At 36.0% G+C, this 24,319-nt stretch carries 16 protein-coding genes; 11 read left to right on the top strand and 5 right to left on the bottom strand.

Annotated elements, in window-relative coordinates:
• Positions 1–930: 930 nt before the first annotated feature.
• Complete coding sequence (locus F6K15_RS15295) at positions 931–3,834, top strand: AAA-like domain-containing protein (RefSeq protein ID WP_293062077.1); 2,904 nt, start codon at positions 931–933, stop codon at positions 3,832–3,834.
• Between the two features lie 831 nt (positions 3,835–4,665).
• A complete protein-coding gene (locus F6K15_RS15290) occupies positions 4,666–5,367 on the top strand; it encodes a hypothetical protein (protein ID WP_293062075.1) in 702 nt (233 codons plus the stop codon).
• 1,121 nt (positions 5,368–6,488) lie between these two features.
• On the opposite strand, the gene F6K15_RS15285 is transcribed toward F6K15_RS15290, so the two are convergent.
• The gene (locus F6K15_RS15285) at positions 6,489–9,272 is read right to left on the bottom strand and encodes a COR domain-containing protein (RefSeq protein ID WP_293062073.1); all 2,784 of its coding nucleotides are present in this window, start codon (positions 9,270–9,272) and stop codon (positions 6,489–6,491) included.
• 904 nt (positions 9,273–10,176) lie between these two features.
• Here F6K15_RS15285 and F6K15_RS15280 point away from each other — a divergent pair.
• Complete coding sequence (locus F6K15_RS15280; RefSeq protein ID WP_293062071.1) at positions 10,177–10,542, top strand: hypothetical protein; 366 nt, start codon at positions 10,177–10,179, stop codon at positions 10,540–10,542.
• A gap of 108 nt (positions 10,543–10,650) precedes the next feature.
• Here the strand turns inward: F6K15_RS15280 and F6K15_RS15275 are convergent, their stop codons facing one another.
• From F6K15_RS15275 to F6K15_RS15265, 3 genes are all read right to left on the bottom strand, one after another.
• On the bottom strand, positions 10,651–11,733 hold the full coding sequence (locus tag F6K15_RS15275) for a bifunctional heptose 7-phosphate kinase/heptose 1-phosphate adenyltransferase (protein ID WP_293062070.1): 1,083 nt from the start codon (positions 11,731–11,733) through the stop codon (positions 10,651–10,653).
• A gap of 897 nt (positions 11,734–12,630) precedes the next feature.
• Positions 12,631–13,170 carry a PleD family two-component system response regulator gene (locus F6K15_RS15270; RefSeq protein WP_293062068.1) on the bottom strand — a complete coding sequence of 180 codons (540 nt, stop codon included), beginning with the start codon at positions 13,168–13,170 and terminating at the stop codon, positions 12,631–12,633.
• Between the two features lie 96 nt (positions 13,171–13,266).
• On the bottom strand, positions 13,267–14,523 hold the full coding sequence (locus F6K15_RS15265; RefSeq protein WP_293062066.1) for a transposase: 1,257 nt from the start codon (positions 14,521–14,523) through the stop codon (positions 13,267–13,269).
• Between the two features lie 208 nt (positions 14,524–14,731).
• Here F6K15_RS15265 and lipA point away from each other — a divergent pair, with 208 nt between their 5' ends.
• A complete protein-coding gene (lipA, locus tag F6K15_RS15260; protein WP_293062064.1) occupies positions 14,732–15,691 on the top strand; it encodes a lipoyl synthase in 960 nt (319 codons plus the stop codon).
• Positions 15,692–15,982: 291 nt separating this feature from the next.
• Positions 15,983–16,072 (top strand): photosystem I protein PsaX, encoded by a 90-nt coding sequence (gene psaX, locus F6K15_RS15255; protein ID WP_202222484.1) that lies wholly within the window; start codon positions 15,983–15,985, stop codon positions 16,070–16,072.
• A 257-nt stretch (positions 16,073–16,329) separates the two neighbouring features.
• On the opposite strand, the gene F6K15_RS15250 is transcribed toward psaX, so the two are convergent.
• Positions 16,330–16,713, bottom strand: a complete 384-nt coding sequence (locus F6K15_RS15250; protein ID WP_293062062.1) for a hypothetical protein — start codon at positions 16,711–16,713, stop codon at positions 16,330–16,332.
• A 524-nt stretch (positions 16,714–17,237) separates the two neighbouring features.
• Between F6K15_RS15250 and F6K15_RS15245 the strand changes: the two genes are divergently transcribed.
• The 6 genes from F6K15_RS15245 to F6K15_RS15220 all read left to right on the top strand — a co-directional run bounded on the left by F6K15_RS15245 (position 17,238) and on the right by F6K15_RS15220 (position 24,270).
• Positions 17,238–17,702, top strand: a complete 465-nt coding sequence (locus tag F6K15_RS15245; protein WP_293062060.1) for a hypothetical protein — start codon at positions 17,238–17,240, stop codon at positions 17,700–17,702.
• A 593-nt stretch (positions 17,703–18,295) separates the two neighbouring features.
• Positions 18,296–18,724 (top strand): lactoylglutathione lyase, encoded by a 429-nt coding sequence (gene gloA, locus F6K15_RS15240; protein ID WP_293062058.1) that lies wholly within the window; start codon positions 18,296–18,298, stop codon positions 18,722–18,724.
• A gap of 525 nt (positions 18,725–19,249) precedes the next feature.
• Entirely contained in the window at positions 19,250–21,967 is a 2,718-nt protein-coding gene (gene clpB / locus F6K15_RS15235; RefSeq protein WP_293062056.1) for an ATP-dependent chaperone ClpB, read from the top strand.
• A 155-nt stretch (positions 21,968–22,122) separates the two neighbouring features.
• Complete coding sequence (locus F6K15_RS15230; protein WP_293062054.1) at positions 22,123–23,496, top strand: RNA-guided endonuclease TnpB family protein; 1,374 nt, start codon at positions 22,123–22,125, stop codon at positions 23,494–23,496.
• Between the two features lie 110 nt (positions 23,497–23,606).
• Positions 23,607–23,744: a hypothetical protein gene (locus tag F6K15_RS15225; protein WP_293062053.1), complete on the top strand. Its 138-nt coding sequence runs from the start codon at positions 23,607–23,609 to the stop codon at positions 23,742–23,744.
• A gap of 133 nt (positions 23,745–23,877) precedes the next feature.
• Entirely contained in the window at positions 23,878–24,270 is a 393-nt protein-coding gene (locus F6K15_RS15220) for a DEAD/DEAH box helicase family protein (RefSeq protein ID WP_293062052.1), read from the top strand.
• The last annotated feature ends 49 nt before the right edge of the window (positions 24,271–24,319 follow it).

Here is a 24,319-nt window from a genome sequence, read left to right as displayed (position 1 = left end):
TTTATCTATCATTATCTAACAATATTTTTATCTATTTCAAACCATCAATAATTTGTACAAAATGGAGATAAATTAGGTCGTTCATTAATTGATAATTGATAATGGATAATTGATAATTACCTCTGGTTAAAACCGTTACGGAATTGAATATAAGGAAATATCCTAGCACGTTTGTTCCCCTTAAAAGGGTCGGCTTTAAACCAGAATTATTTAATTATTAATTAGGGCTTGCTGATTAATTCTCAAAGTATTGACTGATATTGGGGTTAGCATTTTTTAGTTGAAAAAAGTCTAGCCTTTTAGGTCGTAATGGTTCAAAAAATGTAAGTATTCAGCTATCAGCTTTTTAATAGACATCTCCTCCATGGTTATGGAGTAGGAAGTAGGGAGTAGGGAATAAGGAGTAGGGGGAAAAGAATTGATAATTGCTGTGGGATAATTGATTTGATTTTTTATGATTGGAGATGTCTAATGAATCAAGCAAGCATTCATTCAATTTCTGCTACATTCTCAACCAGATATTCGTACTCTGCAGCTTTGATAAAATTGCTTTTTTCTCCTTTAAAGGTAATAAAGCTGTTTGCGCAGCATGACCTAGGAATAGCTGATAGCTGACTGTTGTTTGCGCAGCATTCCGCAGGAAATGCTTACCAAAAAGTTAGCATTTTAGGCGCATAGTTGCGCAGAAAAATCAAGGGACTATTCTTGCTCTTACCTCCTCTATAATTCCCATTTCTCCTAACTCCTGACTCCTGACTCCTACCCTCACCCATAAGACTTTTTCAGCAAACCCTAATTATTAATTATTAATTATTCGATAAAACTAATCTAGTTACCAAAAAAAAAATTATCATACAAATTAAAGTTGCTATAATTGCTAAAATCTATAAATTACAACTTTTTATTTTTTATTTTCCGCCAAAATAAGCTATGACAAATTATCAATATCAAGTCGGTGGATGTTTACCAATTGATTCTCCCACCTATATTAAACGTCAAGCAGATTTAGAATTATATCGTGGATTAAAAGCAGGAGATTTTTGTTATGTTCTTAATTCTCGACAGATGGGTAAGTCTAGTTTGCGAATACAAACTATGGAAATTTTACAAATGGAAGGAATTATTTGTGCTGGTATCGATCTAAGTGCAATTGGTAATTTAGACATTACTCCCGAACAGTGGTATGCAAGTGTAATTGATAGTATTATTAGTAGTTTAGATTTATATGATCGCTTCGATTTAACAAGTTGGTGGTTTGAGCATAATAATTTATCTTATGGGCAACGTTTTAGTAAATTTATTCAATTGATTATTCTCAAGTTAATTCCTCAAAATATTATAATTTTTATCGATGAAATTGACAGTATTCTCAGTTTAAAATTTCGAGTAGATGATTTTTTTACGGTTATTCGTTCTTGTTACGATAAAAGGGGACAAAATAAAGAATATAAACGGTTAACTTTTTCTTTTTTCGGTGTTGCTACTCCTGCTGATTTAATTCAAGATAAAGTGCGGAGTCCATTTAATATTGGTCGTGGAATAGAATTAACTGGTTTTAGTTTCAAAGAAGCTCAACCTTTAGTAACAGGATTAACTACAAAATCTACTAATCCTCAAGCAACATTACAAGCGATATTAAATTGGACTGGAGGGCAACCTTTTCTGACTCAAAAGTTGTGTCAACTTACCGTAAAATCTGATTCTTCTATTCCGAATAACAAGGAAAAAGAATGGGTAGAAGATTTTGTCCGAACCACGATAATAGATAACTGGGAAAGTCAGGATGAACCACAACATTTACGGACGATTCGTGACCGCCTTTTATTAAGTAATCAACGCCAGAAGTTATTATTACTATACCAAAAAATTTTTCTGACAAAAGGAGTAAAGGTTAATCATAATTCAGAACAATTAGAATTAAGATTGACTGGATTAATTGTGCAAAAAAAAGGCAAATTAAAAGTTTATAACTGTATTTATGAAGCAATCTTTAATCGAAATTGGATTGATAATGTTTTGGCAGAAGTAGGAATAGTAAAAGATGGTAATTATTCTCTAAATTTCGATAAAAATTTATCAATGAATCGGCAGGAATATCGGAATTGCAAAATATTTTTGAACAAGGTAAAAAATTATTGGGTGAAAGGTGTTTTAGAGACTTCTTTGCACGGCAAAGTATTAATTGAACTAGGATTAGAAGAACGAAAAAATGCGGTAAATCGTCCTTGGGGTTTAGTTTGGCAAGATTTAGAAAGTCCGCAACAAGAATTACCGCCAGGTACTAGAATTATTGATAAATTTGACGAGTTAGGTGTAGGGAGAACCTTATTAATTTTGGGTGAACCAGGTTCGGGAAAAACTACAACTTTATTAGAATTAGCGCAAGACTTAATTAATAGAACTGAAGCAGATATAACTCAATCAATACCTGTTGTTTTTAACCTATCTTCTTGGGAGGGAAAAAAACAAGCGATCGCTGATTGGTTAGTTCTGGAATTACATACTAAATATCAAGTTTCTCAACAGATTGGCAAAACTTGGATACAAGAACAAAGATTGATTTTACTACTTGATGGTTTGGATGAAGTGAGTAGGGAAAAACGAGAAGATTGTGTGAATGCTTTGAATTATTTTTGTCAAGAATATGGGCAAACAGAAATAGTAGTTTGTAGTCGTATTCGTGACTATGAAGCTCTTTCAAGTAACTTGATATTTCAAGCAGCTATCTATTTACAGCCTTTAAGTTTAGAGCAAATTCAAGAGTATTTAAAAAATGCAGGTTCAGAATTAGCAGCAGTAAGTAAGGCATTAGAATATGATGTGAAATTACAAGAATTTGCCCGGTCTCCTCTAATTTTAAGTATTATGAGTTTGGCTTATCAAGGAATATCTATTGAAGAATTACCTAGTCGCAGTAATACTGAACTGAGAGAACATTTATTTGATGCCTATATTGACCGAATGTTTAAGCGTCGTTCTGCTAATATTCCCTATTCTCAGGAGGAAGTAAAAAAATGGCTTAGTTGGTTAGCAAAGCAAATGGTTAGAGAATCAGAAACCGTTTTTTTAATTGAACGAATACAGCCTTATTGGCTACAAAGTAAAATTTATAGTATTGCTTATATAATTATTATTTTTCTAATAATTCCACTATTATTTTGGCATCTATTCAATCAAGTTTTACTAAGTCATGAACTGTTAATTTTGATAGTTTTTGGTTTCTTATACTTTTGGCGTTTCTTTGGATTTAAAACTATTCAAACAGTCTCAAGTTTAAGATGGTTAGGAAAATATACTATCAACCGAATAATTATTGGCATAACTGTCGGACTAATTTCTGGTCTATTATTTAAATCTACAGAAGTTATTTTCAGGTATAATTTTGCAATTCCTAATCAGATTAGTTATGGCATGATTAGAGGAGCAATAGCTGGATTAAGTTTAGGGCTAATTCTAGGAATAGTCCGTGGTATGACAGGTCCGGGAGTAGAAGAAGTAACGGTTCCCAACCAAGGTATTTTGCTGTCAACTAAAAATGCTTTGATATTTGGTTTAATTGCAGCTATAGTGATGATTTTAGCTGCTAAATTATTAGACTGGTACTTCATAGTTTGGGGTAAGTATGGGTTGATTTTTGGATTAGCTGTGGGAGGTGGGGAAGCTTGTGTAAAACATTTTATTTTACGAATAATTTTGTATATTAATAATTACATTCCTTGGAATTATGCTCGTTTTCTTGATTATGCAACCCAGTTAATTTTTTTACAAAAAGTAGGAGGTGGCTACATTTTTATTCATCGATTATTATTAGAACATTTTGCCAGAATGCCATGAAGAAGGTTTTAGGTTTTAGGGGTTAGGTTTTAGGGGTTAGGAGTTAGAGGAAAATACTAAATTATCAAATCAGGAATTAAGATTCATAAAAGATAGAATACTAAAAATCAAAGCCTAAATAGGGTTTGCTGAATAAGTCTTTTGGTATGAGGTAGAAGTCAGGAGTTAAGAGTCAGGAGGAATAGACATCTCCAGAAAAGAGGCAACAGCTCATCTGGCAACAAACAACAGGCAACCACCCCTCACCCCTCCCAGGAGGGGAATAATTGATAATTTATGGATAATAATTGATTTTATTTTTGATTTTTGGAGATGTATAATGGGGAATTTAGAGGAGTTAGTCGGATATTTTATTCCTTGATTTTTCTGCAATTATTCTGCCTTTTATCCTAACTTTTTGGTCGCTAAAGCTCAAAAAATTGCACTTTTTTTCGCTCCTTAAAAGCTAAAACCTTTATCTGTAAATGCTTTTAGATTTAATTAGCAAGCTCTAAATAGATTAAACCTTGATTATTATTAGAAAATTTTGCCAGAATGCCATGAAGAAGGTGTTAGGGGTGATGCCAAATTGATAAATATTTGGTATTAGACATATCCAGATAAGAGGGAATAGGGGATAGGGAGAAAGAACTGATAATTACTGTACGATAATTGATTTTATTTTTGATTTTTGGAGATGTCTATTATATCAAATTTGGTAGCAATTTTGAGATTTAATTCAGAATACTGCAAGACAAAAAAAAATCTGTAGCTAAAATTGCTATTCATACTAGAAAAATTAGTTATCTTATAAAAAAGTAAACTTATAACGAAGACAGTACGTTAATCATAATGCTGACACAAATAGTTCGTCCCATGGTTCGGACCCAGGTTCGGTTATTAGCAAACTGTCACTCAACCCGTCTAACGTTAATTCATACAATTGCTAAATGGCTAGGTTTTTTGGGAGTAAAAGCAGAAGTAACCGAACTTAATGCTAGTCTAGACAAAAAAATAACTATTTCCTTAACTGTAGAAAAACCAGAATCTTGCGATCGCCAAGATTGGCAAAAAATTGTCGATGGTATTAATATAGAAACATCTCAAAATAGTTCCCAAGAAATAACAGCAACCGAACCGATCCAAATAATGACAACCAAGCAACAAGGAAAGCTGCAAAGGTTGATAGCTTATGTTATTCAAGCGGGGGAACCAAATCAGAAAATTAAATGGGAAGAAATATGTCCTAATTTACAACAATTGGGATTAGATGAAAATATGTTAGACGGAATTCGCTCTGCTATTAGAGTACCTCAGTCTATCGATCTATTAGTTGAAGAATTAGAGCCAGATGTAGCAGCGATCGCTCTTCCTTTAGCGATGAATATTGCTCTTTTTGATCGGCAAGTCAACTCATCTGAAGATTATGCTTTAAATTCATTATTACAAGTAATGAAGCCACCTATAAAACCTACATATGTAGAGAAAAATGTAGGGAAAAATTTTTTCAGGCATAGACTATATGGGCTAATAACTTCAGTTATTCCTAGATAACAAGTTAGTTATCAATTCACGAAGGAAGAAGGAAGAAGGAAGAGGGAAGAAGGAAGAGGGAAGAAGGAAGAAAAACCCAGGTTGAAAAACATGGGATTGAAATAAGGACGTATTATTTCATCGCACTACGTGCCTTGAAATAAATATTTATTTTTAGTGGGCTTTATACCCACAACTAAAGTTTTTAATTATACTTATACCTTCTTCCAACTTCGTTCCTAACTTCTTCCTTTTTTGTAAGCATTTCCTTTGGAGTGCTTACCGAAAAATTGGGTTTAAAGCCTTGCACTTTTAGGGCAACTTTATGTTATACTTATAAAAGCGGCAAAGGTATTCAACCGCTCTAAAAACCTAGCTACTAATCGTAGCCTTCCTAGCACCTTGAAAACTAGAGTTAAGGGGTTTTGCACAGGAATGCTTGTGTATGGAAAAGCTCTAAGCAACAAGTATCAGAGAACCAAAGTTTTTTTTAAGGTTTAAACTGTACCGTAGGGCATACGGCAACAGGCTCTTGATAGCGCAGCTCCTCTGAAAGAGGCAATAGAGCGAACGCTTGGGGAGAGAACCATCTCTGGACTAGATGCCGTAAGGTGTTTAGTTTAAGTGGACTCATTGTTGGCGTAGCCTTGCGTCAGCAAACCAAGAATCCTGGTTTCAGGAGAATCCCCGTACCTTTAGGTCGGGGAGTATGTCAAATCCTACATTCCCCATAACAAAACGTAGCATAAAAATATAAGTCAAAAGTCAAAAGTAAGAAATAAGAAGTAATAATTCAATAATTGATAATTGATAATGGATAATTGATAATTACCTCTCCCTTTTAGGGAGAGGATTGAATAAAAGGAAAAAATTTATTTTTTCCCCTTGAAAGGGGAGGCTTTATACCTGAATTACTTAATTATTTAATTATTTAATTATTAATTCTTCGGTAAGAAGTAAGAAGAAAATTATAGTGGTCAATCAAAATCAACAATTCAGCAAGTATTTATGCTTAATATTTAACTGATAATTTGACTCCCGATCGACGGTAAATGAAGATGATTTATATAGTATAAATGCTTAAGCAAGCTACAGATTTTATACTAATTTTCATGTTACGCTCTTGAAGTGCGGAATATGGGTTACATTTCTTTTGAACTATTAGATTCATTTTCTGTTTGTGGAACTGGAATAATATCTTGAAATGGCATCCATTCTGGTAATCCGTCTGGATATAACTGAGGATAAATAATCAGCAAAAGAATGCCAATAATAGAAGAAGTTAAGATGAAAAGAATTTGCCCATTCTGCATCCAAGTCACGAAATCTAAAAATCTAAATTTTTTCGGTTCCTCCATTTTTTGCTGAGGATAACTTACTGTTACTTTATCTCGGATATTACTCTCATCTCCGAATATATTCCTCACAACATTTCCATCTTTATTTTCAATTTTACGACTTTGGTCATTGACAATTTTTTCAGCTATAGTTTGACTGCCAATAAAATCATTATTTTTCATATTTATTACTGAGCCATAATAATGATTTGTGATAGGGTTTGTAGAATCTTTAGGTTGTAAAAAACTACTACTCGGTTCTCTTTCTATTACATCATTAATTAAACTTAATACATTAACTTCATTATAGTACAACTCGCATTGAGTCTTGAATATACCATTATTAATCCGGCGTTGCAAGTCATCAAATTTATAGAAGTGAGGATTCTGGCTATTTTCTTTACAATCCTTGCAATTACAAGGAATTAATTTATCATATTTGAGTCGATTATTATAGGAACTATGAATTTTATCTAATTCGTGAGTCACAATAGTCATTAAATCCCGTTTTTGCTGCCCAGAAATTCTAATTTTTATTTCTCTCTTACTGTAATATTCAATTACTTCTGCTCTGGCTCGATTTTTCTTGAGAATAACTCCACTTTTCCATACATATTTTTGTTCCTCAATATCCTCGTGCATCGCTACAATAAACTGAGTAATTATTCCCTTGGGCATAAATTCATAGGTGTAACGTAAAATCAGATTATTATTTTCATCCCAATCATATTCTGGTTGATTTTCTGTTAGAAGTTGAGGCGCAATATAGGTTTGAGAAGTACCAGGAATTTTATAGCATAGTTTAAATTTAATCATTAATTGCAGTAACTCGTCGTGCATATTAGCATATTTATCTTCATGCCAAATATTGGTCAAATCATCTTTGGTAAATTTGCCAAAATTATCATAAACTTGCGGATTATCTAGAGCTTTATAAACTGCTGCTGTTCCCCATTCTGGTTTGAGAATAACTGTTTTATTTAACAAGGGGTCATCTTGAAAATGCAGACAAACTCCTAAGTCATGTAAGTAACCACTTAATTGTAATTTATCCTCTCGTTTCTTAAAGCCATTCTCTTCACAAATGGATAAATATTCTTCTAGACTAATATAGTTGTGGCTATCTGTTTCTAATATTTCACGGACTTTTTTCCAAGTCTTCGGAAGGGAAGTACCAATATGAGGTAAATTACTGATGTAATGTTTTATATATGCTCTAATTTTTTTTAATCCTCGGTTAGTAGCCAGATTAGTTGCTAAGATTCCTTTGATATTAGAAAATTGACCTTGTAATGCTTTCTGATTAATTTCCCGCTTCCGTTCTTGTTTCTCATTTTTGATAATTAATACAGGACTATTACCACTCAACAATTCGACTACATTCAGCCAATAATAAAAGTCTGTATCTTCTTTACGAGTATCAGCCACAAGAATATATAGGGAGCGTTTGGTCAGAAAAAATTGGTGAGTAGCATGATAAATTTCTTGTCCGCCAAAATCCCAAATATTAATCTGAAAATTATGTTGATTTGTTATTTTAAATTTACACTGATAAACTTCAATTCCTTTAGTTGAATCTTCTTCTTTTAGTTTATAGTTTGAGTTTTTAATTTTCTTAGCTAGAGTCGTCTTACCAGCGCCACCTTCTCCAATAATTAGTAATTTTGCTTCATAGAGATAATCTGTTCCTTCTGCTTTTCCCTGTCGGAAAAATCTTCTAATTGCTTCTATCCCTTTTCCAGCAATTTCTATTGGTGGAGTTTCCAGGGGATTATCACTTAAATTAAGATGAGTTAATTTGGTCAGTTGAGAGATGGATTCCGGCAGATTTTTTAATTGATTATCACTTAAATTAAGCTGAGTTAAGTTGATAAGTCGAGAGATAGATTCCGGCAGATTTTTTAATTGATTACTATATAAATAAAGCTGAGTTAATTGGGTCAGTTGAGAGATGGATTCCGGCAGATTTGTTAATTGATTATCACTTAAATTAAGATGAGTTAAGTTGATAAGTTTAGAGATAGATTCCGGCAGATTTTTTAATTGATTACTATATAAATAAAGCTGAGTTAAGTTGATAAGTTTAGAGATAGATTCCGGCAGATTTTTTAATTGATTACTATATAAATAAAGCTGAGTTAAGTTGATAAGTTTAGAGATAGATTCTGGCAGATTTGTTAATTGATTATCACTTAAATCAAGCTGAGTTAAATTGGTAAGTTGAGAGATAGATTCCGGCAGATTTGTTAATTGATTATCACTTAAATTAAGCCGAGTTAAATTGGTAAGTTGAGAGATAGATTCCGGCAGATTTGTTAATTGATTATCACTTAAATTAAGCCGAGTTAAATTGGTAAGTTGAGAGATAGATTCCGGCAGATTTGTTAATTGATTACCACTTAAATTTAATACTTCTAACTGCTCTAACTCCCAAACTTCAGTAGGAATTTCAGTTAATTTTTCATCATCTTCTCTCCAATAATCATTACTTGAGTTTAATTCCTTAAGTTTGTTGTCTTTAGCAGCTTGTATTCTTTCTCGAAAACGTCGTGGTATCTGATTCTGCTTATTTGTTTTAGGAGAAGTCATAGCTCAATAAAATAATTTTTATAATCACCATAATACCTACAAAGACAAAAATTGATTCTCCGCAACCATCAAAACTTTCTTACTTCAACCCAACCCACAAAAAATTCTCATAGATAACCACCCCATCCTTTAGCTAGAAATTTTCTCAGTATTTCAGTAGTGTGCTAAAATACCATTTTAGTAAAAATCATATAATAGTAAATATATTCAAAAACTAAGACGTTGTAGTTTTCAGTGCCTGATTTCTAGAGACACCAATAATTGCTCCGCACAGTTTTAGCTGTGGAGCGTCCAGTAGAACCCGTCCCTAATATTGCTATTGCAACATTTTAGGCGTTTCATGCCACTAAATTCAAAAACTAAGACGTTATAGTTTTCAGTGCCAGATTTTCCACCACCACAACAGAAAAACTAAGACGTTATAGTTTTCAGTGCCAGATTTTCCACCACCACAACAGAAAAACTAAGACGTTATAGTTTTCAGTGCCAGATTTTTCACCACCACAATAGAAAAACTAAGACGTTATAGTTTTTAGCGCCAGATTTTTCACTGCCACAACAGAAAAACTAAGACGTTATAGTTTTTAGCGCCAGATTTTTCACTGCCACAACAGAAAAACTAAGACGTTATAGTTTTGAGTGCCAGATTTTTCACTGCCACAACAGAAAAACTAAGACGTTATAGTTTTGAGTGCCAGATTTTTCACTGCCACAACAGAAAAACTAAGACGTTATAGTTTTGAGTGCCAGATTTTTCACCACCACAAAAGCCATAACAACAGAACTTTCTTAATTCAACCCAACTTACAAAAAATTCTGATACTTTTACCCCTTCCCCACTCCTCTACTCCCCTAAGTCCCTATTCCCAAAAAGTAGCAAGATTTTGTACAGGAATAAAATAGGATGTCTATATGTAACGATAAAATATTATCAGTAATCAAAAAGAGGTATGAAATTAGAATTATACAAACAACAGGAACAGTGAAAAATGGAGAAGTAAAAATTACTGTTTCTCCAGAATTTAGTAATGGCGAAATAGACATTATTCGGGTTGCCAAAAATGAGCCAGATGAATTTGAGATTATGCGGGAAATAGCAAAAGCAAAAGGATATGATTCTCAGGAAAAGATACTCTACCTAATCAAGAAAGTTAAATTAGAAATGCTTCAGGAAAAAGATAAAATCAAGACTTACGCAAAGGTACTACATAAGGGGTCTTGCTCAGTTACGCTACCGCTAACACACCCTACCAATAGCGCTCATGCGTAAGTCCTAAAAGTAAAATAATGTCTAAAATCAAACGTTTATGCCTTGATAAAAATGTTTATATAAGTGGAATCTGCTGTATCTTATCAACCTACCCCCACTTGAACCTAACTAACTCACCAATACTTGCAAAGCCTCCCTCAGTTCCTCCACTGTCGTAGTTGCAGTACCAAATATACGCACTACCAGACTAGCAGCCAAATTTCCTAAAACAGCCGCCTCCCAACTAGAAGCACCCATACTCAAAGCCAAAGTCAAAGCAGCAACAACCGTATCACCAGCACCAGTAACATCAAAAACATCTGTCCGGTTAAAAGCTGGAATATGCCAACAATAAATCGGAGTATCGCCAGTACCAGAAAAAGTAAAAGAAGGTGAGGGAGAATTAGAACTATTCACGCGATCGAACATACTCATCCCCTCCTCACCACGAGTAATCAAAATTTGTTCTGCATCCGTTAACCTCAAGAGGTCAAACCCTGCCTGATATAGAGTCTCAGAATTAGTAATAGCATATCCCACTGCTTTCTCCGCTTCAGGAAGATTAGGAGTAAACAGAGTAGCACCCTTGTAACGTTGTAAATTTTTCTGAGTATCCACTATAGTTCTTTGTGGATGAGATATAGCCGCCTCTATAACAGGAGCAGTCAAAACACCATCCCCATAGTCCGAGCAAATTACTGCATCCACCGTAGCAACTCGTCGTTGAATATACTCTGCCAATTGTAACTGCAAATCAACTTCTGGCAGATCATCAGATTTTCGATCTACCCTAACAATTTGTTGAGTTACAGACTGACGAGCATGACCAGAAATTCTACTCTTAGTTACCGTCGGGCGGTTTGAGTCAACCAAAATTCCAGTAGTATCAACTCTAGCTGTTTCAAAAATATGACGCAGTGCTTTACCTTGCTCATCCTTTCCCAACAAACCTACAACCTTAACTTGAGCGCCCAACTTAGCAAAATTATAAACCGCATTAGCTCCCCCACCAGGTACTTGCTCCGTAGTTTCATGACGCAGAATTAATACAGGTGCTTCACGAGAAATGCGCTCCACCTGACCAGTCATAAATTCATCCAGGGTCAAATCTCCCACTACTAAAACCTTAACCTGAGAAAAACCTGCAAGTAAATCAAATAGTCTAGGTGTAGCAGCTTTTAGTTGAGTAAGAAATTCTGAATTTAATACCATAATTTGTTTTTCTTTGAATCAAGGAGTTATATCATCTCCGGTTGAACAGTTATAGCGCTGTGCGCAGGCAACAGCTCCGGAAAGCAACAGCTCCGGAAGGGGGAATAAATTGCCTATAATATAAGACTTTTAGCTATTTGGTCTCTCCTGCAATTTGTAAATATACCAGCGCTCATTGCTATATAAAATAAATAACGACGGAGTCCTCAGGAGTCAGGAGTCAGGAGAGAAGAAAGAAGAGCAGGAGAAAAAGGAGAAAGTTTTTTTGTAACCGCATAATCAATAACCAATAGATATCTCCGGAAATTAAAAATCAAATCAATTCTGATCCAGAAATTGCCAATTATTTCTCCCTGTTCCCTCTTTTCTAGAGATTTCTAATATTTAGGGCTTGCTGATTAAATCTAAAAATATTGACATATAAAGGTTGAGCGCATTTTAGAGTTGAAAAAAGTACCAGCTTTGGAATGGAAAAAGCTCATGTATGCTAGTATTTTGGGATGATTATGGCAGAAAAATTGAGAGACAATTCTTACTCCTACCTCCTCTATAATTCCCCGTTCCTCCTGTCTCCTGTCTCCTACCCCAGCAAAAAGACTTTCCATACGCAAACCCTATTTAGGGCTTGCTGATTAAATCTAAAAGTATTGACATATAAAGGTTTAGCGCATTTTTTAGTTAAAAAAAGTCCAAGCTCTTAGGTTGTAATGGTTCAAAAAAGAGCGCATTTTAGGTAAGAGTTGCGCAGAATAACTCCTTAATTCTTCTTCCTCCTACCTGCTCTATAATTCCCATTTCTCCTGTCTCCTGTCTCCTGTCTCCTGTCTCCTGTCTCCTGTCTCCTACCCTTACCCATAAGACTAGTGAAGCGCAAACCCTATTTAATCACTGATTTCACTACTTCAACTTTTGTTTGATGATAGTCACAAGTTGAGCCATTTGTTTTTTCAATGCTGCAATTTCAGCTTGCATTTTCTTAACTTGAGCTTGCAACGCCTTAATATCACCAGAACTCCCCTCCGAAGCAGCAACTTCGATTTGCTCGCTCGGGCGTTTTTTGGCCAAATCAAAAGCAGACTTAATGGCTGCAGTTAGTTCTTTTTTCTCAAAAGGTTTTTCTAGAAAAGCAAAAAAATGTTTCTCAAAAGGTTCAGGAATTTTATCCGTTACCTCTTCTTTACGGCCTGACATTAATACCAATGGAATCTTCTTTAGTTGAGGCTGGGATTGAATTTTTTGGAACACTTCCCAACCAGTAACTTTTGGTAGTAGAAAGTCCAACATAATTAAATTCGGGCGTTCCTTACTAATAAATTTCAGTCCCTCTTGGCCGTCCTTTGCCTCAATAACATTAAAGTTTCCTTGGGGAAGCATTTCTTTGACTCTTACCCTAATAACTTTACTATCATCAATAACTAAAATTTTGTGTCCTGCCACGACTAGCTCCTCCAGTTATCAGTTAGTTTTTTCAAATTAATCTTATCTATATTCTGGCGATCGGCCATAAAGATCGCTAAATCAAGGCTTCTACATCTATTTGTTGTGACATACTCCCACACCCTCGCTGACGCGCATTGTGTGGGCTTCTCGTTTCGCAGCCCCGGTATCCCGTCGGGCTCCACGAGCTTTAAGGACGGAATGTCCTACCGCCCTATTTTTTATATTTATCGCTGCATTCCAGTCGCGGTCTATGACAATACCACAATGCGGACAACAATGAGTTCGTATGTTTAATTCTTTATGGACTTTTTCCCCACAATTTGAGCAATCTTGGCTGGTATTTTTAGGGTTCACTCCTATAGTTTTCTGTCCAGCATTTCCAGCTTTGACAGTCAAAATAGACAGAAATTGACTCCATCCAGCATCGTTAATTGATTTACTCAAACGGGTCTTTGTTAGCCCTTTAATGTTTAAGTTTTCATGGGCGATAACTTCTGCTTTTGATAACAATTCATTGGCTGTTTTGAAATGAAAGTCTTTACGTCGATCGGCTACTTTTTTATGTTGTTTAGCAACAGCTAAAAGAGCTTTTAACCATCTTTTGCTTCCTTTCTTTTTACGGGATAAACGTTTTTGTAGTGTCTTTAATCGCTGCTGAGATTTTCGGTAGTATTGAGGTATGGGGATAGACTCTCCTTCACTTGTTACTAAGAATTCTTTCAGCCCCATATCGATTCCCAGAGTGTTTTTTAATGTTGGTTCAACTTGAGTTGTTAAAGCTGGAACTGATTTGTCTTCTAGGGATAAAGTTAGATAATAACCATCTGCTTTACGACTAATTGTTACTGTTTTAATTTGAAAACCTTCCGGTATTGGTCGATGTTGAATCAACTTGATTTTGCCAATTTTGGGCAAGTTTATTTTGTTTCCTTCTATGCAGTCTTGCTTGATTTGAGGATAAGTAAAACTACGATAACGACCTTTTCCTTTAAATCTTGGTTTTCCTAATTTCTGTCCAGTTTTGTCTGTTTTCAACCATCTATCGAAGGCAAGTTTTACTCGTTTTATGCAATCCTGTAAAATCTGAGAGTGAATTAGCTTGTATTCCGGAAATTTGTCTTTGGTATTGACTAAATCTTTTTTTTGAGAGTAATAATCTGGATGGTCTCTTAGTTGAGGAATTGGCATTACCAAGGGGCAAGCGTTAACCGGACAACGGTTTTCTGACCACCACGAGAACCGCTCGCCTAACCTATAGTTGTACTGCCGACGCAACAATTCCAACCACAATTCTATTGTGGCTAACTGTTCTTTATTTGGCCTTAATTTATATTGGTAGGCAGTGCGCATGGTGGAAAATTTCAGGGGTGATAGCAAGATAATAATACAAGTTTTTCAACTAGGGCGAAAGCTTCTGGTGGGATGGTTGCAAATTGAATGGGCATCGAACCTATTCAATTGGCCGCCGATTCATCCGCCAAATGAAAGATTATGGCGTGAGGCTCAAGGGCGATTCAGCTAATATAAAAGCGCACGAAGTTGTTATTTTTAATTTTTTATGGCTACAAAAAATGGTCAATCAATATCAACTCAGGTAAATACTGCTGAGATGAAAGCCCAAATTCAGAGTATGCCAAAGTGGCTGCGTCCTTCTTTGGGAAAAGCTAGTGATATTTCTACTGTACAGAAAATTATAAAGCAGCGTCAGCTCCATACCATCTGTGAGGAAGGCCGCTGTCCTAACCGAGGCGAATGTTATGCCCAGAAGACAGCTACTTTTTTATTGATGGGTCCTACTTGTACACGGTCTTGTGCTTTTTGTCAAGTGGATAAGGGTCATGCTCCGATGCCTTTAGACCCGGAGGAACCACAAAAAGTAGCTGAAGCTGTAGAATTGTTGGGTTTGGAGTATGTGGTATTGACTTCTGTTGCTAGGGATGATTTGTCAGATGGCGGTGCTAGTTGGTTTGTCGCAACAATGACAGCTATTAGACAACGGAACCGAGAAACGAAAATTGAGGTATTAACGGCTGATTTTTGGGGTGGTCAAGATGGACTTGGGGTTGAGAAGTTATCTGTTTCTCTAGCTGAAAGGCAAAAGCAACGGATAAAGATAGTTATAGATGCTGAACCTGCTTGCTATAACCATAATATTGAAACAGTACGACGATTACAAGGCCCTGTGCGTCGTGGAGCAAAATATGAGCGATCGCTTGATGTATTACGGATTGTTAAGGAGTTAAACTCTAATATTCCTACTAAGTCAGGGCTAATGTTGGGACATGGAGAAACGAAAACTGAAATAGTCGAGGCCATGGCAGATTTGAGAAAAGTAGAATGCGATCGCATTACTTTAGGCCAATATATGCGTCCTTCTCTAGCCCATTTGCCCGTACAAAAATATTGGACACCAGAAGAATTTGACGAGCTTGGAGCGATCGCTCAACAAATGGGCTTTTCTCATGTGCGTTCTGGCCCTCTAGTGCGTAGTTCTTATCATGCTGGAGAAAGTGTTTAAATCAAGAAGGGAAAATAGAACAGATAAATTCCTAATCTTTAAATGTTTGTATGATATTGAATCAATTTTATGATAGGATTTTCTTGATCCCAAAAAAAGGCGGTGGGTCTTATCGTCTCTGTCTGCGGAGGGCTCGCGTGGTTGCACTCCCTGTGTTTCGCTCCGCGACATATAACGCGCAGCGTTGCGCCAGCAAAACAGAAAGCCCTATCCGCAAGGTTGGGAAGCCTACATTATAATCTTTGATTTGATGTAGGAGAACGTCACTATAAATATGGAGAATAAATTTAGATGAAATATTCTTTTCGTGCAAGTTGGGCTTTATTATTATTGGCTATCAACTTGGTTGTTGCGGGCTACTATTTCGGTATTATCCAGTAGTCTTCAGGCTTTTCCTTAGCAAAAGGGTGGGATGGCGAGGTCTCCTCGCCATATTCAATCGACCAAGAGAAGAACAATTTTTCCTTTTAGTCAATCCTCTTCTTTTCAAGGAGAGGTAATAATTAATAATTAATAATTAATTATTAATTGTTGAAAATACCTAATGTTGAGTTCCACTTTTCAAATAATTCTCACTGCTTTCAAAATCGACTAATTTCTCTTCAAAAAGCACATCCTAAAAATAAAAAATCATAACTTTATCCACAAGATTTATCTCGCCACTCATCTTCTAACAAACTTAATAACCTTTCATCTCCTTTGGCCTTAGCTATTGAACGTCGCCACTGTAATATATCGCATATATTTGTTCTATATACCTGAGCTATATTTTTTGGTTCAACCTGCTTCTTTTTTACTCTTTGAGCAACATTAATAGTTTGTTTTTCCTGAGCTAACTCATCATCTCTAGCGCAACAAAGCTTTTGAGAAAGATGCTGAGGTATAGGAATATGTTTAACGTAAGGATAAGTCCATCCTTGGCCTCTATGTTGTCCACTATATTCCTCCACTGCTTCCCCCATCATCATATTAATAGTAGGAAGCTCTTGTCGATTACGCTGATAGTCATTATTTAGTTTCATATCATCAGACCCAGTTAATTTTTTTTTATTTCTGTATCTATTTTTACATTTTCCTCAAAAAAATTCTAATTTTTGACAAAAATTTACCTAATATCATGTTTTGCAGTGCGCAAAACGCCTGGTTCCGACCCCTTGTGTCTGTCGCCGACGCTGGGTCGCACCGCTGTTCTCTATTTTGTTAGTGACATAAATAACTTACAAATAGCAACAAATGGTGTATAAAAAATAATTTTTCTGACAAAATTCCTCTTGAATTCTGACTACTGTACGTTGCGAATTTGACGGTTGCCAGACATACTTCATTAGGCTCTATTATTGAGTTTTTCTATTATCTAATATTGAAAATATTATTGTCCATAATTTATCCCAATAATGGGCAATTATAATTGATTTGTTTTTGTAAAAAATTAGCTTACTATTATATGTTGACAAAATAGCCAAGTATTATTTAATATAGAATTACAGACACATAAATAAACAAATACGGCCCCCAAAAAAATATATATAAACTTAAGGTAGATTTTATGAAAAGAATCATCAAAAATCAATCTACTTCTGCTCATCCATTGGGTAGATTTGTAACTAGAGATGCCTTAGCATTTCATTTGGGAATTAAATCAGATAATATCTACAAAATAAACTGTTGGAAGTATGTAATTCATGTTGTAGGAAAAGGTAAAAGTAGGTTTGTAAGTTATGCCGATATGCCACCAATTTTGGGGGTAGAACCACCAAAAAAATCAGATTTTACTAAGTGGAGAAAGCGAATAAAGGCTAGAAAGCAAAAGTATGTCCCTAAATTTTGGGCACAATTTTATGTTGATAAAATTCAGAAATCTAATTCAATTCAAATATTACATAGTTGGGAAAATTTAGTTAAGCAATGCAAGTCATTAATATCTTTAGAAGGAGTTAAGAAAATCGATCGTGCTTTGACTCAAGAAAAGTCGAAACTAGAAAAAGTAGTCTATCATAGTTTGTCAAAATAACTACGATTAAATACTGACTACTATCTCACTATTATCAAGTTTTAGTAATATAGAAATTGTATTTATTTGGTTGTATGACTTAACTGTTATTTGAGTGAATGTAACCAAAGTAAGATGGCGATCACACAAGTATTAAATTCTATAAAATGGAAGTAATAGAACTAGAAAATTAAGTTTAAGAGGTCAAGGAAGTCAGAAGTCAAAAGTCAGAAGTCAGAAGTTGTTTTTGTCACGGGGATTTGAGCAAGCTTCCAAAAACATTTCGCGTTAAAAGGCGGGGTTGCGCGACCCAATCCTGTTTGATCAAACTAGAAAATTAAGCTCAAGAGGTTAAGGAAGTCAGAAGTCAGAAGTTGTTAATCTCTGTAATTCTTATGGGAGGAATCTACTAATAACTGAGTCAGGACTTACGCAAAATATTAAATCGTACACTATCTGTAGGGGCTAAGGACCGTTATATCTTACTAGATATGGTAGTAATGCGTAAGTCCTGTGAGTGCTAATAGTTACCAGTAAGACAACATTGACTCCCAAGATTGACCAAATTGCTTCAAAATAAAAAGTACATATAGTCAAGGAATAAGGAGTAGACCATGCGACTACTACACACAATGCTGCGAGTCAACAATCTAGAAGAATCCCTCAAATTCTACTGCGATGTCCTCGGTATGAAACTATTACGCCAAAAAGACTATCCAGGTGGTGAATTTACTCTAGCCTTTGTTGGTTATGGCGATGAGTCAGACCACACAGTAATTGAATTAACATATAACTGGGGCAAAGACCAATACGACTTGGGCGATGCTTATGGCCATATTGCTTTGGGTGTTGATGATATTTATGGCACTTGCGAACAAATAAAAGCACAGGGAGGAAAAGTGACAAGGGAACCAGGGCCAATGAAACATGGCTCCACAGTTATTGCCTTCATTGAAGACCCAAATGGTTATAAAGTAGAACTAATTCAGTTAAGCTCTCGTAGTAGCAATTCAGAAAAAGAAGTTGTAGCTAGCAATAATTGAAGAAAGCAGAAGGCAGAAGGGAAAATTGTATGGGGATAGTCAACAATCGGCCTTATGACCCTAAACAATTTTCAGCACTGTAAGTGACCAAAAAATAAGGTCAATAGCCTGCCCTTTCAAGGGGATGAAAAAAGAATCAAGTTCAATATTTCAAGCCTCTGACTTTAACCAGAGGTACTGATAACTGATAAGTGAAATGACGGTGGGGTATTAAACCCGCTACAGAAAAGATAAATAGTAAGTTGAATTTAGCTATGGCGGTCAGTGAGAGCTACGCTCCGCTGACGCGAACGACCGTGACAGCTTGTGGACTGGACAGGCGCCGACGTTGCCAGATTGAAGCAAGAATAGAACTGATTATTTAGAGAAAATCATAGATTTATATAGATAATCGTAGGTTTCTAAGAACGGATAAAACAGCTTGAAGTTAAGCCCAAAATTTATCTTCCTTCTTTTATTTTAAAGACAGCAAGGTTCGACCTACCCTATAAATAGTTTTATAGGAAAAATTTTAAAATAGTCCAAATGCAGCCAACTGACCCAAGCAAATTTACAGAACAAGCCTGGGATGCCATAGTCAAATCCCAGGACGTTGCCCGACGTTACCAAAACCAACAACTAGAAGTAGAACACCTAATCACTGCTCTTTTAGAACAACAGGGAACAGCCAACAAAATTTTAAACCGCGTTGGTATAGAATCAGAAAATCTCCTCCAACAAATAGACTCTTTCACCAAACGCCAACCTAAAGTTGGTAGTATTGAACATCTCTATCTAGGACGTAGTCTAGAAGTTTTTCTAGACCTCGCTGATGAAGCAAAAGAAAAATGGGAAGACAAATTTATTGCCGTCGAACACCTTCTACTAGCTTTTTACCAAGACAAACGCCTTGGTAATAAACTCCTTGGTGGAGGTACTCCCCAACTACCAACTCGTCCTGGTTTTGAGCGCCCCCAAACTACTCCAAAAGTTGAATTTGAACAACTAGAAGTAGCAATTAAAGCAGTTCGTGGTAGTACCAAAGTCGAAGACCAAAACCCAGAAGCTAGTTATGATGCTTTGGCAAAATATGGGCGCGACCTGACAGAGTTAGCTAAAGCAGGCAAACTTGACCCTGTTATTGGTAGAGATGAAGAAATTCGGCGCGTGGTTAGTTGTTTATCCCGTCGGACAAAAAATAATCCCGTACTTATTGGAGAACCAGGAGTTGGAAAAACAGCGATCGCTGAAGGTTTAGCTCAACGCATTGTTAACGGCGACGTTCCAGAGTCTCTCAAAGAACGACAGCTCATTAGTCTTGACATGGGAAGTCTCATCGCAGGAGCAAAATTTAGAGGGGAATTTGAGGAAAGGCTCAGATCGGTTTTGCGAGAAGTCACCAACTCTGACGGTCAAATTGTTCTATTTATCGACGAACTACATACTGTTGTTGGTGCAGGTTCCAGTGGCGGATCTGGTTCTGGTGTAGATGCAGGTAACCTTCTCAAACCAATGCTTGCTCGTGGAGAATTGCGTTGCATAGGTGCGACAACTATTGATGAATATCGCAAACATATAGAGAAAGATGCTGCCCTGGAACGTCGGTTTCAAAAGGTAGAGGTTGGTCAACCAAGTGTAGAGGATACTATTTCTATTTTACGGGGGTTGAAAGACCGCTACGAAACTCACCACGGTGTAAAAATTACTGATGCTGCTTTGGTTGCTGCTGCAACTCTTTCTAACCGTTATATTTCGGACCGCTTTTTGCCAGATAAGGCGATCGACTTGGTAGATGAAGCTGCTGCTCAACTCAAAATGGAAATTACTTCTAAACCTGAAGAACTAGAAGCTATTGACAGACGCATTATGCAGTTGGAAATGGAGAAACTTTCTATAGAAGGAGAGTTACAAGGCAGCAAAAAAGATCAAAATTCTGAACCTGCTCCACCTGCGAAAGTTTCTCCAGCATTGCAAAGCATTACAAATGAAATTAATGTCTTGAAGCAAAAGCAGGAAAGATTTTCTTCTAAATGGTCGGGGGAAAAAGAATTATTAAATACAATTAATTCCCTTAAAGCAGAAGAGGATAAATTAAAAGTACAAATAGAACAAGCAGAACGAGCTTATGACCTGAATACCGCAGCTCAATTAAAATATGGCCAACTTGAAACAGTACATCGCGATCGCGAAGCTAAGGAAGCAGAATTATTAAAGGTTCAAGCTCAAGGTTCGTCTCTCCTCCGGGAACAAGTTACGGATGCAGATATTGCCACTATCGTTGCTAAGTGGACGGGTATTCCGGTAAATCGTTTATTGGAGTCGGAACGCCAGAAGTTACTACAATTGGAAAAACATTTACATCAACGGGTAATTGGGCAGTCGGAAGCGGTGGAAGCTGTGGCAGCAGCTATTAGACGTGCTAGGGCAGGGATGAAAGACCCGGGGCGACCTATTGGTTCGTTTATGTTTCTCGGTCCTACTGGAGTTGGTAAAACAGAATTGGCGCGAGCTTTGGCACAGTTTTTATTTGACCGGGATGATGCTTTGGTGCGGATTGATATGTCGGAATATATGGAAAAACACGCGGTTTCTCGGTTAGTAGGGGCACCGCCTGGATATGTTGGTTATGACCAAGGGGGTCAGTTATCGGAGGCAGTGAGGCGACATCCTTATTCTGTGCTGCTGTTTGATGAAGTGGAGAAGGCTCACCCGGATGTATTTAATATATTGTTGCAGGTATTGGATGATGGTAGGATTACTGATTCTCAAGGAAGGCTGGTAGATTTTAGTAATACTGTAATTGTAATGACGAGTAATATTGGTGGTGAGTATATTTTGGATGTGGCGGGGGATGACTCTAAGTATGAGGAGATGTATAAACGAGTGATGGGGGGGTTGCGAAAACATTTCCGACCGGAGTTTTTAAACAGGGTGGATGAGATTATATTGTTCCACACTTTAAGGAAGAATGAATTACGGCAAATTGTGGAGATTCAAGTGAAGAGAATTGAAAGATTATTAGGCGAACAAAAAATTAGTTTGAAATTAACTGCTGCGACTTTAGACCACATTGCTGAAGTGGGATATGACCCGGTTTATGGAGCGCGACCTTTGAAACGAGCAATTCAAAAAGAATTAGAAAATCCTCTAGCAAATTTGATTTTAGAGAATAAGTTTATTGGTGGAGATATTGTAGTAATTGATTGTGTAGATGGTGGTTTAGTGTTTGGGAAAAAAGAGGAATTGGAATTGGTGAAAAGGTAATTTTATCAGAGTGCGAGCTTCTAGCTCGCCAGTCAAAATTATCTTAATGTTGGCAGAAGACCCGCACCATAATTTTAATTTGGTGCCGGGATGAATGCCAACCTCTGCTATAATAATATTGATCTTGGTTTAGTGTTAGTCATAAGTCTAAAACATTGAAAGCTAGATATAAATACAGAATCTACCCTAATCATATTCAAACAACCAAATTAAATCAACTATTTGGGTGTTGCCGATATGTTTGGAATCAGTCATTAGCTCACTGCAATCAATTGTACGCTAAAGGGGATAAAAAACCTTCATATACCGATCTAACTAAACAGTTCATAACAAGCGCCAAGAAAGAATTAATTTGGTTAAAAGATGTAGCTTCTACTCCACTACAACAGTCTCTCAAAGATTTAGACCAGGCATATAAGAATTTCTTTGATAGTTGTAAAGGTAAACGTAAAAGTATCAAGGCCAAGCCTCCTAAGTTTAAATCTAGAAAATCTAGACAAGCTGCAAGATTTGTCGGGGCTAATTACAAAGTTTGTCAAGATAAAATCTATCTACCAAAAGTAGGTAAAATTAAAATAGTTTGGTCAAGGCCATTAGCTAGTCAGCCTACTTCTGTAACTATTATCAAAGATTCAGCTAATAGATATTTTGCTAGCTTTGTAGTGGAAACTAATTCGGAATTTCTGCCTAAAACTAATAATTCAATTGGCATTGATTTAGGCATTTCTACATTTGCAACTTTGAGCAATGGAGACAAGATTAATGCACCAAAACCACTCCAGAAAAAATTCAAAAAGTTAGCTAAGTTTCAACGTAAGTTTGCTCGTACTGAAGTAGGTAGTAAACGTCGAGAAAAGGCACGGGTTAGAGTAGCTAAACTTCATGCAAAAATCCAAGAAATTAGAACTGATTTTCTTCATAAACTCTCAACTAATTTAGTCAGTAAATACGACACTATTGTGTTAGAAGATTTGAATGTTTCTGGCATGGTTTCCTACGGAATGCTTCGCAAACGTAATCATAAATTAGCTAAAGCTATTAACGATCTAGGTTGGAGACAATTCAGAACATTAACTGAATCTAAATGTGATAAATATGGTAAAGAGTTTAGAGTAATTAATCGTTGGGAACCTACTACTAGAAAATGTTCTCATTGTGGGTTTAAAGGTGGTAAGAAGGAACTAAATGTTTCCTGCGGAATGCTGCGCAAACGTGAGTGGACTTGTCTTAATTGTGGAACATTCCACGACCGTGATATCAATGCTGCTGTAAATATTCTGAATACTCCAATAATTGAAACAGTAACTCAACGGATAACCAAAGTTGAAACTATTAAGGCTGAAGTATTGGAAACACCTATACAACTCTCAATTTTTGTTAGCGAAGCTCCTCCGCAGGAGGCTGTAGTCGCCGAGGGTCAACGGTCGATTATTTATCGGACGCGGAGGAGACGTAAGGCTGGTTCTAAATCAGCAGATTCCAACGATGTGTCAACCCGCCCTGAGTTTAAGCAACTTCGGTTGTTTTGATGGATGGGAATCCCGCATTGCGTTACTCTGATTTGATGCCGGGAGGATGTCAATAGGCAAAAGTGTTAATGAAGAAAAATATGATAATTTTTTATATGAGGTAAACCAACTTGGCAACTGGAGAAAATCCTCTGGCAAATTTGATTTTAGAGAATAAGTTTGTTGGTGGGGATATTGTGGTAATTAATTGTTTAGATGGTGGTTTGGTGTTTGGGAAAAAAGAGGAATTGGAATTTGTGAAAAGGTAATTTGATAAGAGTGCGAGCTTCTAGTTCTCCATTCAGCAATTAATAATTAATAATAATTTATCGTTACAAGGTAAACAAAGTTGCTAACTTAAGCGATTATTTTCTAAGTATTAGTTTTATAAGCATTAAAAGCATGGTTGATTTTAAAAAGAAACTTGGAGTTAAATCTATACAAAAAAAGGTAAATCCAATTGAAATTTACGATCAGTTGGATAGAAAAAGTGAAACAGGTCCGCTTCGCCCAGTACAAATAGAAATATTGCAAGAGTGGTGGTCTAATAGAAAAGAAGACCAAGACTTAATTTTGAAGTTACACACCGGACAGGGAAAAACATTAATCGGTTTATTGATACTTCAATCAAGATTAAATCAGAATAAAGGTTCGTGTTTATATGTCTGTCCTAATAAATATTTAGTAGAGCAAACAGCTCTAGAAGCAGAGAAATTTGGCATTGGATATGTAACTATAAAATATATTAGAAATTTTAGAGTTAGAAAGAAAAGCAGAAGAAAGTTTTTATTATAACGAGCCTGAGAAGGCAATAAATTATTTACAGAAAATAATTGATGATTAC

It is taken from the genome of Okeania sp. SIO2B3 (genome assembly GCF_010672525.1).
Taxonomy (GTDB): Bacteria; Cyanobacteriota; Cyanobacteriia; order Cyanobacteriales; family Microcoleaceae; genus Okeania.
Note: the sequence above shows the minus strand (reverse complement) of the source record. Positions and strands in the feature narration are given on the sequence as shown.